Annotated in this window: 14 protein-coding genes; 11 read left to right on the forward strand and 3 right to left on the reverse strand. The window is 59.9% G+C overall.

The window, feature by feature from the left end:
* The first annotated feature begins 2 nt into the window (after positions 1-2).
* The 7 genes from apaG to PSH81_RS24580 all read left to right on the forward strand — a co-directional run bounded on the left by apaG (position 3) and on the right by PSH81_RS24580 (position 8018).
* Positions 3-383, forward strand: coding sequence for a Co2+/Mg2+ efflux protein ApaG (gene apaG, locus PSH81_RS24550; protein ID WP_192299804.1), 381 nt, complete (start codon positions 3-5; stop codon positions 381-383).
* Positions 383-1231, forward strand: coding sequence for a symmetrical bis(5'-nucleosyl)-tetraphosphatase (locus PSH81_RS24555; protein WP_305391627.1), 849 nt, complete (start codon positions 383-385; stop codon positions 1229-1231). Before apaG ends, PSH81_RS24555 begins: the two co-directional genes overlap by 1 nt.
* A 9-nt stretch (positions 1232-1240) precedes the next feature.
* Positions 1241-1570: a thiosulfate sulfurtransferase GlpE gene (gene glpE, locus PSH81_RS24560; protein WP_192299806.1), complete on the forward strand. Its 330-nt coding sequence runs from the start codon at positions 1241-1243 to the stop codon at positions 1568-1570.
* Between the two features lie 285 nt (positions 1571-1855).
* Positions 1856-3778: a PrkA family serine protein kinase gene (locus PSH81_RS24565; RefSeq protein WP_192299807.1), complete on the forward strand. Its 1923-nt coding sequence runs from the start codon at positions 1856-1858 to the stop codon at positions 3776-3778.
* Between the two features lie 113 nt (positions 3779-3891).
* Entirely contained in the window at positions 3892-5163 is a 1272-nt protein-coding gene (locus PSH81_RS24570) for a YeaH/YhbH family protein (RefSeq protein ID WP_016977872.1), read from the forward strand.
* The gene (locus PSH81_RS24575) at positions 5160-6725 is read left to right on the forward strand and encodes a SpoVR family protein (protein WP_192299808.1); all 1566 of its coding nucleotides are present in this window, start codon (positions 5160-5162) and stop codon (positions 6723-6725) included. The genes PSH81_RS24570 and PSH81_RS24575 overlap by 4 nt, the downstream gene beginning before the upstream one ends.
* A 63-nt stretch (positions 6726-6788) precedes the next feature.
* Positions 6789-8018 carry a multifunctional CCA addition/repair protein gene (locus PSH81_RS24580; protein ID WP_305391628.1) on the forward strand — a complete coding sequence of 410 codons (1230 nt, stop codon included), beginning with the start codon at positions 6789-6791 and terminating at the stop codon, positions 8016-8018.
* Positions 8019-8072: 54 nt separating this feature from the next.
* Here PSH81_RS24580 and folK read toward each other — a convergent pair whose 3' ends face one another.
* Both folK and folB read right to left on the reverse strand, forming a co-directional pair.
* Positions 8073-8591 (reverse strand): 2-amino-4-hydroxy-6-hydroxymethyldihydropteridine diphosphokinase, encoded by a 519-nt coding sequence (gene folK / locus PSH81_RS24585; protein ID WP_226454463.1) that lies wholly within the window; start codon positions 8589-8591, stop codon positions 8073-8075.
* A complete protein-coding gene (gene folB / locus PSH81_RS24590) occupies positions 8582-8935 on the reverse strand; it encodes a dihydroneopterin aldolase (RefSeq protein WP_015886183.1) in 354 nt (117 codons plus the stop codon). Before folB ends, folK begins: the two co-directional genes overlap by 10 nt.
* Positions 8936-9009: 74 nt before the next feature.
* On the opposite strand from folB, the gene plsY reads away from it, so the two are divergent.
* Positions 9010-9579 carry a glycerol-3-phosphate 1-O-acyltransferase PlsY gene (gene plsY, locus PSH81_RS24595; protein ID WP_105524764.1) on the forward strand — a complete coding sequence of 190 codons (570 nt, stop codon included), beginning with the start codon at positions 9010-9012 and terminating at the stop codon, positions 9577-9579.
* A gap of 30 nt (positions 9580-9609) precedes the next feature.
* On the opposite strand, the gene tsaD is transcribed toward plsY, so the two are convergent.
* A complete protein-coding gene (gene tsaD, locus PSH81_RS24600; protein WP_192299811.1) occupies positions 9610-10635 on the reverse strand; it encodes a tRNA (adenosine(37)-N6)-threonylcarbamoyltransferase complex transferase subunit TsaD in 1026 nt (341 codons plus the stop codon).
* 202 nt (positions 10636-10837) lie between these two features.
* On the opposite strand from tsaD, the gene rpsU reads away from it, so the two are divergent.
* From rpsU to rpoD, 3 genes are all read left to right on the forward strand, one after another.
* A complete protein-coding gene (rpsU, locus tag PSH81_RS24605; RefSeq protein ID WP_002551877.1) occupies positions 10838-11053 on the forward strand; it encodes a 30S ribosomal protein S21 in 216 nt (71 codons plus the stop codon).
* 445 nt (positions 11054-11498) lie between these two features.
* A complete protein-coding gene (gene dnaG, locus PSH81_RS24610) occupies positions 11499-13472 on the forward strand; it encodes a DNA primase (RefSeq protein WP_226454464.1) in 1974 nt (657 codons plus the stop codon).
* Between the two features lie 67 nt (positions 13473-13539).
* Positions 13540-15390, forward strand: a complete 1851-nt coding sequence (gene rpoD, locus PSH81_RS24615) for an RNA polymerase sigma factor RpoD (RefSeq protein WP_226454465.1) — start codon at positions 13540-13542, stop codon at positions 15388-15390.
* Positions 15391-15410 lie beyond the last annotated feature (20 nt).

Below are 15410 nucleotides of genomic sequence, written 5' to 3' on the forward strand. Positions count from 1 at the left end.
GCATGTCCGATCCTCGCTATCAGATCGACGTCAGCGTCGTCACCCGCTTCCTCGCGGACCAATCGCAACCTGAACAGAACCGCTTCGCCTTTGCCTACACCATCACGGTGAAAAACAACGGGCTGGTGCCGGCCAAGTTGCTATCACGCCACTGGGTGATCACCGATGGTGACGGTCAGGTCGAGGAAGTACGCGGTGCCGGCGTCGTCGGCCAGCAACCGTTGATCGACTGCGGCGCCAGCCACACCTACAGCAGCGGCACGGTGATGACCTCCAAGGTCGGTACCATGCAAGGTTCCTATCAGATGAAAGCAACGGACGGCCAGCTGTTCGACGCCGTCATCGCACCCTTCCGCCTCGCCGTGCCAGGAGCCCTGCACTGATGGCGACGTACGCGGTCGGCGACCTGCAAGGCTGCCTGGAGCCCCTCAAATGCTTACTTGAGCGCGTGGCCTTCGACCCGAAAAGCGACCGCCTGTGGCTGGTCGGTGATCTGGTCAACCGCGGCCCCGAATCCCTGGAGACCCTGCGCTACTTATATAGCCTGCGCGATTCCCTGGTCTGCGTGCTGGGCAACCACGACCTGCACTTGCTGGCGGCGGATAGAAACGTCGAACGCCTGAAAAAAAGCGACACCCTGCGGGAGATCCTCGACGCACCGGACCGGGCCGATTTGCTCGATTGGCTGCGCCGACAAAAGCTCATGCACTATGACGAGGCCCGCAACATGGCCCTCGTGCATGCCGGCATCCCGCCGCAATGGACGCTGAAGAAAGCCCTCAAGTGCGCTGCCGAAGTCGAGGCGGCCCTGGCCGATGACAACCTGTACACCGCCTACCTCGACGGCATGTACGGCAACGATCCGGTGAAATGGGACAACGACCTGACCGGCATTGCCCGCCTGCGGGTGATCACCAACTACTTCACGCGCATGCGCTTCTGCACCGCCGAAGGCAAGCTGGACCTCAAGAGCAAGGAAGGCGCCGACACCGCGCTGCCCGGCTACAAACCCTGGTTCGCCCACAAGGACCGCAAGGCCGCCGGCACAAAGATCATCTTTGGCCACTGGGCAGCCCTCGAAGGCAAGTGCACCGAGCCCGGTATATTTGCCCTCGACACCGGCTGCGTGTGGGGCGGTGCCATGACCCTGATGAACATCGACACCGGCGAGCGCCACAGCTGCCAGTGCGAATCGCCCCTTTCCGTTACCCTGCCGGCCGCCAAGCCCTAGGAGCCCCCCATGAGCGAATTCAAACGCATCTCTCCCGAACAAGCCCAGGCCCTGCGCGAGAAAGGCGCAGTGGTTGTCGACATCCGCGACCAACCGACTTTTGCCGCTGCACACATCAGCGGCGCCCAGCACCTGGACAACCACAACATCGCCGACTTCATCCGCGCCGCCGACCTCGACGCACCGGTGATCGTGGGTTGCTACCACGGCAATTCCAGCCAGAGCGCAGCGGCCTACCTGATCAGCCAGGGCTTCTCCGACGTCTACAGCCTGGACGGTGGCTTTGAGCTGTGGCGTACGACCTTTCCTGCGGAAATTTCCTCAGGCGACTCGCAATAATTTTTTTCACACCCCGCTACCCCGCGTGACGCTTGGGCTCGCGCCGTTTCTGACGAACGGCGCAGCCAAACTAATTACGCATCGTGCCTTGACCTCCCTGATTCCGAACTATCCTTAAGCGCAGGCCATCCGAATCAGGGGAGAGCCGGTACACCGGCGTGCGGGTCATCGGTAGCGTTTCAGGGTGTTCTGGGGGGAAAACGGCCATTGGCGTCTGCCAATGACTGCCAGCATCGACTGATTGATCCGGCGTCGGCTCCACGTATCGAGCGAGGTGACGACGTCATGAGTATTTTTAGCCACTTCAAAAACCGCTTCGAATCCACACAGCAGGAGGAACTCACGCTGCAAGAGTACCTCGAGCTGTGCAAACAGGATCGCAGCACCTACGCGTCTGCCGCCGAACGTCTGCTGCTGGCGATAGGCGAGCCGCAATTGATAGACACCTCGAACAATTCGCGACTGTCGCGAATATTCTCCAACAAGGTGATCCGTCGCTATCCGGCCTTTGAAGACTTCCATGGCATGGAAGAATGCATCGACCAGATCGTCTCCTACTTCCGCCATGCGGCCCAGGGCCTGGAAGAGAAGAAACAGATCCTCTACCTGCTCGGCCCCGTCGGTGGCGGTAAATCGTCCCTGGCCGAAAAACTCAAACAACTGATCGAAAAAGTGCCCTTCTACGCCATCAAGGGCTCGCCGGTGTTCGAGTCGCCCCTGGGCCTGTTCAACGCCACCGAAGATGGCGCGATCCTCGAAGAAGATTTCGGCATTCCCCGGCGCTACCTCAACACCATCATGTCGCCCTGGGCCACCAAGCGCCTGGCCGAATTCGGTGGTGACATCAGCCAGTTCCGCGTGGTCAAGCTCTACCCCTCGATCCTTAACCAGATCGGCGTGGCCAAGACCGAACCGGGCGACGAGAACAACCAGGACATCTCGGCGCTGGTGGGCAAAGTCGATATTCGCAAACTGGAAGAGTTCCCACAGAACGACGCCGACGCCTACAGCTACTCGGGCGCGCTGTGCCGGGCGAACCAGGGCCTGATGGAGTTCGTGGAGATGTTCAAGGCACCGATCAAGGTGCTGCACCCACTGCTCACCGCCACCCAGGAAGGCAACTACAACAGTACCGAAGGCCTCGGCGCGATTCCGTTCACCGGCATCCTGCTGGCCCACTCCAACGAATCGGAGTGGCACACCTTCCGCAACAACAAGAACAACGAAGCCTTCATCGACCGGATCTATATCGTCAAGGTGCCGTACTGCCTGCGGGTCAGCGATGAGATCAAGATCTACGACAAACTGCTGTTCAACAGCTCCCTGGCCAAGGCCCATTGCGCGCCCGACACCCTGAAGATGCTCGCCCAGTTCACCGTGCTGTCGCGCCTCAAGGAGCCGGAGAACTCGAATATCTATTCGAAGATGCGCGTGTACGACGGCGAGAACCTCAAGGACACTGATCCAAAGGCCAAGTCGATCCAGGAATACCGCGACACCGCTGGTGTGGACGAGGGCATGAACGGCCTGTCGACACGCTTTGCGTTCAAGATCCTGTCCAAGGTCTTCAACTTCGACCCCCACGAGATCGCCGCCAACCCGGTGCACCTGCTCTACGTGCTGGAACAGCAGATCGAACAGGAACAATTCCAGGCCGAGACCCGCGAGCGCTACCTGCGGTTCCTCAAGGAATACCTGGCACCGCGCTACATCGAGTTCATCGGCAAGGAAATCCAGACCGCGTACCTGGAGTCCTACAGCGAGTACGGCCAGAACATCTTCGACCGCTACGTGCTGTACGCCGATTTCTGGATCCAGGACCAGGAATACCGCGACCCGGAAACCGGCGAGATCCTCAACCGCGTAGCCCTCAACGAGGAACTGGAAAAGATCGAAAAACCGGCCGGCATCAGCAACCCGAAAGATTTCCGCAACGAAATCGTCAACTTCGTGCTGCGTGCCCGGGCCAACAACAACGGCAAGAACCCCACCTGGCTCAGCTACGAGAAGCTGCGGGTGGTCATCGAGAAGAAAATGTTCTCCAACACCGAGGACCTGCTGCCGGTCATCAGCTTCAATGCCAAGGCCAGCAAGGAGGATCAGCAAAAACACAACGACTTCGTCACACGCATGGTCGAACGTGGCTACACCGACAAACAGGTACGGCTGCTCTCCGAGTGGTATCTGCGGGTGCGCAAATCGCAGTAAGGCAGCGACAAGCGTGCAGTGCCAGGCCTCGGGCCTGGCTACTGACCGCCTGTCTTTAAGCTTCCAGCTCGCAGTTTGAAGCTTGTAACGTGAAGCTGCCCGGAGGGCTCCCCATGAGCTATGTGATCGACCGACGCCTCAATGGCAAGAACAAGAGCACGGTAAACCGCCAGCGTTTCCTGCGGCGTTACCGTGACCACATCAAAAAGGCCGTTGAAGAGGCCGTGAGCCGCCGCTCCATCACCGACATGGAGCATGGCGAACAAATCAGCATTCCCGGCCGGGACATCGACGAACCGGTGCTGCACCACGGCCGGGGCGGCAAACAGACTGTCGTGCACCCCGGCAACAAGGAGTTCACCACCGGCGAACATATCCAGCGCCCCCAAGGCGGTGGCGGTGGCAAAGGCCCGGGCAAGGCCGGCAACTCCGGCGAGGGCATGGACGAGTTCGTGTTCCAGATCACCCAGGAAGAGTTCCTCGAATTCATGTTCGAAGACCTGGAACTGCCCAATCTGGTCAAGCGCAACCTGACCGGCACCGATACCTTCAAGACTGTGCGTGCCGGGATCAGCAACGAGGGCAATCCGTCTCGCATCAATATCATCCGCACCCTGCGCTCGGCCCATGCGCGGCGTATTGCACTGTCCGGCAGCAGCCGCGCCAAGCTCAAGGAAGCCAAGGAAGAATTGGCGCGTCTAAAACGCGAAGAGCCGGACAACTTCGGCGATATTCAGGAAATCGAGGCAGAAATCGAGAAACTCAGCGCGCGCATTCACCGCGTGCCGTTCCTCGACACCTTCGACCTGAAGTACAACCTGCTGGTCAAGCAGCCCAACCCCAGTTCGAAGGCCGTGATGTTCTGCCTGATGGACGTGTCCGGCTCCATGACCCAAGCCACCAAGGACATCGCCAAGCGCTTCTTCATCCTGTTGTACCTGTTCCTGAAACGGAACTACGACAAGATCGACGTGGTGTTTATCCGCCATCACACCAGCGCCCGGGAAGTGGACGAAGAAGAGTTCTTCTACTCACGGGAAACCGGCGGCACCATCGTCTCCAGCGCACTGAAGCTGATGCAGGAGATCATGGCCGAACGTTACCCGGCCAACGAATGGAACATCTACGCCGCCCAGGCCTCGGACGGCGACAACTGGAACGACGATTCGCCCATCTGCCGCGACATCCTGATCAACCAGATCATGCCGTTCGTGCAGTACTACACTTATGTTGAGATTACCCCCCGTGAGCACCAGGCCCTGTGGTTCGAATACGAGCGCATCGGCGAAGCCTTTGCCGACACGTTCGCCCAGCAGCAACTGGTCTCGGCCGGCGATATCTATCCGGTCTTCCGTGAACTCTTCCAGCGCAGGTTAGTGACATGACCGCCAAAAAAGAGCAAAAGCGCCAACCGATTTCCACGGGGTCCGAGTGGACCTTTGAACTGATCCAGGCCTATGACCGGGAAATCAGCCGTATTGCGGCGGGTTATGCCCTGGACACCTACCCCAACCAGATCGAAGTGATCACTGCCGAACAGATGATGGACGCCTATGCCTCCGTGGGCATGCCCTTGGGTTATCACCATTGGTCCTACGGCAAGCACTTCCTCAGCACCGAGAAGTCCTACAGCCGCGGCCAGATGGGCCTGGCCTACGAGATCGTGATCAACTCCGACCCGTGCATCGCCTATTTGATGGAAGAAAACACCATCTGCATGCAGGCATTGGTAGTGGCGCATGCCTGCTACGGGCACAACAGCTTCTTCAAGGGCAATTACCTGTTCCGCACCTGGACCGACGCAAGCTCGATCATCGACTATCTGGTATTCGCCAAGCAGTACATCATGCAGTGCGAGGAGCGCCACGGCATCGATGCGGTGGAAGACCTGCTCGACTCCTGCCATGCGCTGATGAACTACGGCGTCGATCGCTACAAACGCCCGTACCCGATTTCCGCCGAGGAAGAACGCCTGCGCCAAAAGGAGCGCGAGGAGCATCTGCAGAAACAGATCAACGACCTATGGCGCACCATTCCGAAAAAGACCGGTAAAAACAGCGACAAGGACAATGCGCGCTTCCCCGCCGAACCCCAGGAAAACATCCTGTACTTCCTGGAAAAACACGCGCCGCTGCTGGAGCCGTGGCAACGGGAAATCGTGCGCATCGTGCGCAAGATCGCCCAATACTTTTATCCACAGCGCCAGACCCAGGTGATGAACGAAGGCTGGGCGACGTTCTGGCACTACACGCTGATGAACGACCTGTACGACGAAGGCCTGGTCACCGACGGTTTCATGATGGAGTTCCTCACATCCCACACCAGCGTAGTATTCCAGCCCGGCTTCGACAGCCCGTATTACAGCGGCATCAACCCCTATGCGCTGGGCTTTGCCATGTACCGCGACATCCGGCGCATGTGCGAACACCCCACCGAGGAGGACCGCCGCTGGTTCCCGGAAATCGCCGGCAGCGATTGGTTGTCGACCATCAAGTTCGCCATGAGCAGCTTCAAGGATGAGAGTTTCATCCTGCAATACCTGTCCCCCCAGGTGATTCGCGACCTCAAGCTATTCAGCATCCTCGACGACGATCTCAAGGACGATCTGGTGGTACCGGCCATCCACGACGAACCCGGCTACCGCATCATCCGTGAAACCCTGGCGGCGCAGTACAACCTGGGCAACCGCGAGCCCAACGTGCAGATCTACAGCATCGACGTGCGCGGTGACCGTTCGCTGACCCTGCGCCACCAGCAACACGACCGCAAACCCCTGGGCGAGTCCACCGAGGAAGTGCTCAAGCACCTGCATCGGCTCTGGGGCTTCGACATCCACCTGGAAACCCTGCAGGGCGATCAGGTGATGAAAACCCACCACGTGCCCCCGCGCACCGATCACAACGACAACGACTACGGCCGCCTGGACCTTGCCGTCGTCCACCTCTGAAACGGCAAAGCCTCCATTGGCAGGGCACAGGCGGTATCCTGTGCGGCTAATGGAGGCTTTTTAATGAAAATCTACAAAGTCGGCGGTGCGGTACGGGATCGCCTGCTGGGCATCCCGGTCACCGACATCGACCGCGTTGTCGTGGGTGCCACGGCAGAAGAGATGCTCGCCAAGGGCTACAAGCCGGTGGGCTCGGACTTCCCAGTGTTCCTCGACCCGAAAAACGGTGACGAATACGCCCTCGCCCGCACCGAGCGCAAGAGCGGCCGGGGTTACGGTGGCTTTGTGTTCCACGCCAGCCCTGACGTCACGCTGGAAGAAGACCTGGTCCGCCGCGACCTGACCATCAATGCCATGGCAGAGGATGACGACGGCAACCTGACCGATCCTTATAACGGACAGCGCGATCTCAAAGCGCGCATTTTACGTCACGTTTCCCCCGCATTTGCCGAAGATCCCCTTCGAGTCCTGCGTGTTGCCCGCTTCGCCGCGCGCTACGCGCCCTTGGGTTTTCGCGTCGCACCAGAAACCCTGGAGCTGATGCGTCAACTCAGTGAATCCGGCGAACTGGAAGCCCTGACTCCGGAGCGCAGTTGGAAGGAAATCTCCCGCGCACTGATGGAAGATCAGCCACAGGTATTTATCCAAGTGCTGCGCGACTGCGCCGCCCTGAAAACCTTGATGCCGGAAGTGGATGCCCTCTTCGGCGTGCCGCAACCCGCCGCGCACCACCCCGAGATCGACACGGGCGTGCATACCTTGAGCGTGCTGGAACAGGCCGCCCTACACACACAGCCGCTGACTGTGCGCTGGGCCTGCCTGCTGCATGACCTGGGCAAGGGCCTGACGCCTGTGGATAAGTTGCCACAGCACATTGCGCACGAATACACCGGCCTCAAACTGATCAAGGCGGTCAACGAACGCTTCAAGGTGCCGCGAGATTGCCAGGAACTGGCACTGTTGGTGGGCCAATATCACACCCACGGCCACCGGGCACTGGAGCTGAAGGCCTCGACTTTACTGGAATTACTGCAGAGTTTTGACGTGTACCGTCGACCACAGCGCTTTGAAGAGTTTGTGGTCGCCTGCGAAATGGATGCCCGGGGCCGCAAGGGTTTCGAGCAGCGTAGTTATCCACAGGCGGATTATCTACGCGGCGCTGCCAAGGCCGCGCGGGAGGTGGCGGTGGCGCCATTGCTGGAGAAGGGCTTCAAAGGCCCGGAACTGGGCGAGGCGCTCAAGCGCGAACGGCTCAAGGCGCTGAAAACCTACAAAGAGCAACACAACCTGTAGACGCCAATCCACCGTGGCGCGGGGGCGCCGCGCACCCCAGCGCTCGCCACAGGCCTACAGAAGCTCATCGGGCGTGAGTTGCTGGCCTTGCCATTCAAACCCGACAGGCGCCAGCACCTGGTCGATCTGCGCATCGCGCCACAGGTCGCCAAGGGTCCTGCCCACCTCAGGATGCACACGCTGCGGCGCCATCAGTGACAGCGGCCACAGCACGAAGGCGTTCTTGAGGATCTCTGCTCGCGGCAGGATCAAACCATCGAAATCGCCCACCAGGTCACCATACAGCAGTACGTCGATGTCCAGCGGCAAGCCTTTGCGGTCCGGCGCATAGCGACCGTTATCGGCCTCGATGGATTTCAAGCGACGATCCAGTTCCATCAATGACAGGTCGGTATAGGCCGACACCACCAGATTAAAGAACGGACCGCTCTTGATGCCCACCGGCTGGCTTTCGAACACAGCCGAGCAACGTATTTCCGTCAGAAAGCTCGCCAATGCATCAAGACCGGCGCGCAGGTGGGTCTCGCGATCAATATTGCTGCCAAGGCCAAGGTAAATCTGAGTTAGCGACATCCGCGCTCGATCTCCACGCCCACGCCCTTGGCGGCCGGCACAGCCCCTGGCTTGGTCAACTTGAGGTGCAGCCAGGGAATCTGGAACTCGCTCATCAACACTTCGGCCAGACGCTCGGCGAAGGTTTCCACAAGCTGGTATTGGGATTGCTCGGCAAACGCCTGGATGCGCGCGCTAACGCTGGCGTAATCCAGGGCCAGGGTCAGGTCGTCACCGGCCGCAGCCGGGCGGTTGTCCCAGGCGAAGCTCAGGTCCAGGCGCAGGCATTGGCGGATTCCGCGCTCCCAGTCGTAGGCCCCGATCACGGTGTCGACTTCCAGGCCTTCGATAAACACTCTGTCCAAGCACTCTTCTCCGCAGCACGACAAGGGCGCGATGCCCCGTTAGAATCAGGGCGTCCTCGCCCGGAATAGTTAGCATGTTTTGGTCACTGGCGATTTTCGCCTACCTGCTCGGCTCGCTGTCCTTCGCCATTTTGCTCAGCCGCCTGACGGGAAATCCCGATCCGCGAATGAGTGGTTCAGGCAATGCCGGCGCCACCAATATGTTGCGCCTGGCGGGCAAGAAGCTCGCCGTGCTGACGCTGCTGGGCGATCTGTGCAAGGGCCTGTTGCCCGTGCTGATCGCCAGCCTCGCCGGTCTTACCCTGCAACAGCAGGCCTGGGTCGGCGTGTGTGCCGTCCTCGGCCATCTGTTCCCACTGTACTTCCGCTTTCGCGGTGGCAAAGGTGTCGCCACGGCGGCCGGCATGTTGCTGGGGATCTACCCGCCAGCAGCGTTGCTGGCCGTTATCGCCTGGCTGCTGACGTTCTACCTGACCCGCACCAGCTCACTCGCCGCACTGATCGCCACCCCGCTGACCCTGCCGCTGCTGGCCTGGCAGGAGCCGGCGGCACTGTTGCCGATGAGCGTGCTGACATTGCTGATCGTCTGGCGCCACCGCGGCAATTTACGCGACCTGTTTGCCGGGCGCGAACGGCATTTTTAAATACCCGCTCACGTTGCCCCATGCAAAGGCTTACAACGCAGACAACTGCTCCATCGGCCAGCGCGCCTGCACGCTGATCGCCAGACTCTCATGCTGCCCGGCCTGCAGGCGCTGGCAGCCGGCGTAGGCGATCATCGCGCCATTGTCGGTGCAGAACTCGGGGCGCGCGTAGAACACGTCGCCCTTCATGTCGCCGAGCATTTTTTCCAACGACGTGCGCAAGGCCTTGTTGGCGCTGACGCCACCGGCAATCACCAGGCGCTTCATGCCCGCCTGTTTCAGCGCACGCTTGCACTTGATGGTCAAAGTCTCCACCACGGCCTGCTGGAACGCCAGCGCGATGTCGCAACGGGCTTGCTGGCTGTCGTCTCCGGCGCTGACGCTGTGCTGCCAGGTATTCAACGCGGAGGTCTTCAAGCCGCTGAAGCTGAACATCAAACCCGGGCGATCGCACATCGGACGCGGGAAGGTGTAGCGACCGGCGACGCCTTTTTCGGCAAGCCGTGCGATTTCCGGACCGCCTGGATAATTGAGGCCCATCATCTTCGCGGTTTTGTCGAAGGCTTCGCCGGCGGCGTCGTCCAGGGATTCACCCAGCAGCGTGTATTGGCCGATGCCATCCACCTGAACCAGCTGCGTATGGCCGCCGGAAACCAACAAAGCGACGAACGGGAACTCTGGCGGTGTTTTTTCCAGCATTGGAGCCAATAAATGGCCTTCCATATGGTGCACGCCAAGGGCCGGAATGCCCCAGGCGAAGGCCAGTGCCTGGGCGCAAGAGGCCCCAACCAGCAGGGCTCCGACCAATCCTGGACCAGCCGTGTAGGCAATCGCATCGATCTCGGTCGGCACGCAACCGGCCTCGTCCAGCACCTGGCGAATCAACGGCAGCATGCGTTTGACGTGATCTCGGCTGGCAAGCTCCGGCACCACGCCGCCATAGGCGCGGTGCAGGTCGATCTGACTGAACAGTGCATCGGCCAAAAGCCCGCGTTCACTGTCGTAAAGTGCGACACCGGTTTCGTCGCAGGAGGTTTCAAGTCCCAGTACTAGCATGGGTTTGCGCCTTGTAGAGGCTGAATTCGAAGGCGCGCATAATAGTCGCCACTCCCCCTCCCGACTAGCGGTTTTCGATCAGAGGCTTTGCATTCCGGCCAATGAGGGGTTAACATCCGCAACCCTTAAAAACCGACGACCTCAGCCGCGAATTGTTTGCGACGAGAACGTTGATCCCGGTAATGAAAGAAGGTAGCTCTGGATGCCAGCCGTCAAAGTTAAAGAGAACGAACCCTTCGACGTAGCTCTGCGTCGTTTCAAGCGCTCCTGCGAAAAAGCCGGTGTACTGGCTGAAGTTCGTAGCCGCGAATTTTACGAGAAGCCAACTTCTGAGCGTAAGCGCAAAGCAGCAGCCGCTGTTAAGCGTCACGCCAAGAAAGTTCAGCGCGAACAGCGCCGCGCCGTTCGTCTGTACTAATACACAGACGTTCGTAGCAAGCTTCTGCCAAGCCCGGCCCTCAGCCGGGCTAATGGCATTTGCGGACAACGCTTGATGCTTCACTGTTGACGCCGCACATGCGACTGAAACAACTGCTTCACACGTCAGGACTGGCTCTTCTGCCAGCGGTGCACGTCTCTTCTGACGAGTCTAACAAGGCTACTGACGAGCACACTTATTCTGTAAACAGACGATCAACAGGTCGGCTGTGCCCAACAAAGCGATTCCGAGGCCCACTAACGGCCAAGACCGGACGCCCGGGCAACATTTCCACGCCAAAGACTGATCAGAAATTAACGTCAGTGAATGTTCGGCAGATACACTTCCATGCAGCCCCAGCACACAATCGATGAACGAGCCACGCCTTACGTGCGCTTGAGCACATCATGGGCCCTCATTTACACGCAGTGATGACGAGAACGCCATGGCCGGGCTAATTCCCCAGAGCTTTATTGACGACCTTCTGAACCGCACCGACATCGTCGATGTCGTCAGCTCGCGCGTGCAACTGAAAAAAGCCGGCAAGAACTACACCGCCTGCTGCCCGTTCCACAAAGAGAAAACCCCGTCATTCAGCGTCAGCCCCGACAAGCAGTTCTACTACTGTTTCGGCTGCGGCGCTGGCGGCAATGCCCTCGGCTTCCTCATGGACCACGACAACCTGGACTTCCCCCAGGCCATCGAGGACCTGGCGAAAGCCGCCGGCATGGAAGTCCCTCGCGAAGAAAGTGGTCGCCCACACAAACCGCGCCAGCCCACCGACTCGCCGCTGTACCCACTGCTGACGGCCGCTGCCGACTTTTATCGTCAGGCGCTTAAAAGCCACCCGCAGCGCAAGGCCGCCGTCGACTACCTGAAAGGTCGTGGCCTCACCGGCGAAATCGCCCGTGACTTCGGCCTGGGTTTCGCACCGCCTGGCTGGGACAACCTGTACAAGCACCTGAGCAGCGACACCCTGCAGCAAAAAGCCATGATCGACGCCGGCCTACTGGTGGAAAACGCCGAGACCGGCAAACGTTACGACCGCTTCCGCGACCGCGTGATGTTTCCGATCCGCGACAGCCGCGGCCGCATCATCGCCTTCGGTGGCCGCGTGCTGGGGGACGACAAGCCCAAGTACCTGAACTCCCCGGAAACCCCGGTATTCCACAAGGGCCAGGAACTCTACGGCCTGTTTGAAGCGCGCAAGAACAACCGCAACCTCGATGAAATCATCGTGGTCGAAGGCTATATGGACGTGATCGCCCTCGCCCAGCAAGGCCTGCGCAATGCCGTGGCGACCCTGGGCACGGCGACCAGCGAAGAACATTTGAAGCGCCTGTTTCGCGTAGTGCCCAGTGTGCTTTTCTGCTTCGACGGCGACCAGGCCGGCCGCAATGCCGCCTGGCGCGCCCTCGAAGCCACGCTGTCGAGCCTGCAGGATGGGCGCCGCGCGCGCTTTTTGTTCCTGCCTGAAGGCGAAGACCCGGACACCCTGGTCCGCTCCGAAGGCACCGACGCATTCCGCGCCCGCATCAACCAACACGCGCAACCGCTGGCAGATTACTTCTTCCAGCAACTGACCGAAGAAGCCGACCCGCGCTCACTCGAAGGCAAGGCCCACATGGCCACCCTCGCGGCGCCGCTGATCGATAAGGTGCCGGGCGCCAACCTGCGCACGCTTATGCGCCAACGCCTGCAGGAGATCACCGGCCTGAGCGGCGAAGCCGTCAGCCAGCTGGCGCACAGCGCGCCGCAGGATGCACCGCCACCGGCCTACGACCCAGGCATGGACTACGACGCCATGCCGGATTACGCCGATTTCCACCAGCCGCAGGAGGCCTACGCGCCCCAGCAGGAGTGGACACCGAAAAAGCCCGGCGCCGGCGGCAAGAAATGGGACAAGAAGCCTTGGAGCAAGAACGGCAAGCGCGGTGACCGCGATGAAGCCTATGCCCCGCGCACCCCGGTTGCCGTAGAAGCGCCGACGCTGATTGCCCTGCGCACGCTCATCCACCACCCGCAACTGGCGGGCAAGGTTGAAAGTGCCGATCATTTTGCCAACGCGAGCAACACTTACGCCCAGGTGCTGATTGCCCTGATCGAAGCCGTGCAGAAAAATCCTAAGCTAAACTCTATTCAGCTGATGGCTCGCTGGCATGGCACCGAACAAGGCCGATTACTCAAGGCGCTCGCGGAAAAGGAGTGGCTAATTGACGGCGATAACCTTGAACAACAGTTTTTAGACACCATTACTAGGTTATCCGCGGGCCAGCACACGCAGACCCTCGATGAACTGATCAAGAGAGCAAGACAGCCGGGATTGTCGGCTGAAGAGCAAATTCAGATAGCAAAACAGATGCGCGACCTCTTAAAACAGAATGTTTCCGCATCAAACCCGACCTCAGCTGGCGTGTGAGGTCATAGCTCGGGTATAATCCTCGGCTTGTTTTTTGCCCGCCAAGACCTTCAGTGGATAGGGTGTTATGTCCGGAAAAGCGCAACAGCAGTCTCGTATCAAAGAGTTGATCACCCTTGGTCGTGAGCAGAAGTATCTGACTTACGCAGAGGTCAACGACCACCTGCCTGAGGATATTTCAGATCCTGAGCAGGTGGAAGACATCATCCGCATGATTAACGACATGGGGATCCCCGTACACGAGAGTGCTCCGGATGCGGACGCCCTTATGTTGGCCGACGCCGATACCGACGAGGCAGCCGCTGAAGAAGCCGCTGCCGCGCTGGCTGCGGTGGAGACCGACATCGGTCGCACGACTGACCCTGTGCGCATGTATATGCGTGAAATGGGTACCGTCGAGTTGCTGACACGCGAAGGCGAAATCGAAATCGCCAAGCGTATTGAAGAGGGTATCCGTGAAGTGATGGGCGCAATCGCGCACTTCCCTGGCACGGTTGACCACATTCTCTCCGAGTACACTCGCGTCACCACCGAAGGTGGTCGCCTGTCCGACGTCTTGAGCGGTTACATCGACCCGGACGACGGCATTGCGCCGCCTGCCGCCGAAATACCGCCGCCTGTCGATGCAAAAGCGGCGAAAGCTGACGACGATTCCGAAGACGACGATGCTGAAGCCAGCAGCGACGACGAAGAAGAAGTCGAAAGCGGCCCGGACCCGATCATCGCTGCCCAGCGTTTCGGGGCGGTTTCCGATCAAATGGAAATCACCCGCAAGGCATTGAAGAAGCACGGTCGCTCCAACAAGCAGGCCATTGCCGAGCTGTTGGCCCTGGCCGAGCTGTTCATGCCGATCAAGCTGGTGCCGAAGCAATTCGAAGGCCTGGTTGAACGCGTTCGTAGCGCCCTTGAGCGTCTGCGTGCACAAGAGCGTGCGATCATGCAGCTCTGTGTCCGTGATGCGCGCATGCCGCGTACCGATTTCCTGCGCCAGTTCCCGGGCAACGAAGTTGACGAAAGCTGGTCCGACGCACTGGCCAAAGGCAAGGCGAAGTACGCTGAAGCCATTGGTCGCCTGCAACCGGACATCATCCGCTGCCAGCAGAAGCTGACCGCGCTTGAAACCGAGACAGGCCTGACAATTGCCGAGATCAAGGACATCAACCGTCGCATGTCGATCGGTGAGGCCAAGGCCCGCCGCGCGAAGAAAGAGATGGTTGAAGCGAACTTGCGTCTGGTGATCTCCATCGCCAAGAAGTACACCAACCGTGGCTTGCAATTCCTCGACCTGATCCAGGAAGGCAACATCGGCTTGATGAAGGCTGTGGACAAGTTCGAATACCGTCGCGGCTACAAGTTCTCGACTTATGCCACCTGGTGGATCCGTCAGGCGATCACTCGCTCGATCGCCGACCAGGCCCGCACCATCCGTATTCCGGTGCACATGATCGAGACCATCAACAAGCTCAACCGCATTTCCCGGCAGATGTTGCAGGAAATGGGTCGCGAACCGACCCCGGAAGAGTTGGGCGAACGCATGGAAATGCCTGAGGATAAAATCCGCAAGGTATTGAAGATCGCTAAAGAGCCGATCTCCATGGAAACCCCGATCGGTGATGACGAAGACTCCCATCTGGGTGACTTCATCGAAGACTCGACCATGCAGTCGCCAATCGATGTCGCCACCGTTGAGAGCCTCAAGGAAGCGACTCGCGACGTACTGTCCGGCCTCACTGCCCGTGAAGCCAAGGTACTGCGCATGCGTTTCGGCATCGACATGAATACCGACCACACCCTTGAGGAAGTCGGTAAACAGTTTGACGTGACCCGCGAGCGGATCCGTCAGATCGAAGCCAAGGCGTTGCGCAAGTTGCGCCACCCGACGCGAAGCGAGCACCTGCGCTCCTTCCTCGACGAGTGATACCAGACCCCCCGGCCCAG

The sequence above is a fragment of the Pseudomonas sp. FP2335 genome, assembly GCF_030687535.1.
Lineage (GTDB): Bacteria > Pseudomonadota > Gammaproteobacteria > Pseudomonadales > Pseudomonadaceae > Aquipseudomonas.

Coding starts and splice junctions, on each gene's coding strand:
- apaG (WP_192299804.1), top strand. CDS start 3: ATGTCCGATCCTCGCTATCAGATCGACGTCAGCGTCGTCACCCGCTTC.
- PSH81_RS24555 (WP_305391627.1), top strand. CDS start 383: ATGGCGACGTACGCGGTCGGCGACCTGCAAGGCTGCCTGGAGCCCCTC.
- glpE (WP_192299806.1), top strand. CDS start 1,241: ATGAGCGAATTCAAACGCATCTCTCCCGAACAAGCCCAGGCCCTGCGC.
- PSH81_RS24565 (WP_192299807.1), top strand. CDS start 1,856: ATGAGTATTTTTAGCCACTTCAAAAACCGCTTCGAATCCACACAGCAG.
- PSH81_RS24570 (WP_016977872.1), top strand. CDS start 3,892: ATGAGCTATGTGATCGACCGACGCCTCAATGGCAAGAACAAGAGCACG.
- PSH81_RS24575 (WP_192299808.1), top strand. CDS start 5,160: ATGACCGCCAAAAAAGAGCAAAAGCGCCAACCGATTTCCACGGGGTCC.
- PSH81_RS24580 (WP_305391628.1), top strand. CDS start 6,789: ATGAAAATCTACAAAGTCGGCGGTGCGGTACGGGATCGCCTGCTGGGC.
- folK (WP_226454463.1), bottom strand. CDS start 8,591: ATGTCGCTAACTCAGATTTACCTTGGCCTTGGCAGCAATATTGATCGC.
- plsY (WP_105524764.1), top strand. CDS start 9,010: ATGTTTTGGTCACTGGCGATTTTCGCCTACCTGCTCGGCTCGCTGTCC.
- tsaD (WP_192299811.1), bottom strand. CDS start 10,635: ATGCTAGTACTGGGACTTGAAACCTCCTGCGACGAAACCGGTGTCGCA.
- rpsU (WP_002551877.1), top strand. CDS start 10,838: ATGCCAGCCGTCAAAGTTAAAGAGAACGAACCCTTCGACGTAGCTCTG.
- dnaG (WP_226454464.1), top strand. CDS start 11,499: ATGGCCGGGCTAATTCCCCAGAGCTTTATTGACGACCTTCTGAACCGC.
- rpoD (WP_226454465.1), top strand. CDS start 13,540: ATGTCCGGAAAAGCGCAACAGCAGTCTCGTATCAAAGAGTTGATCACC.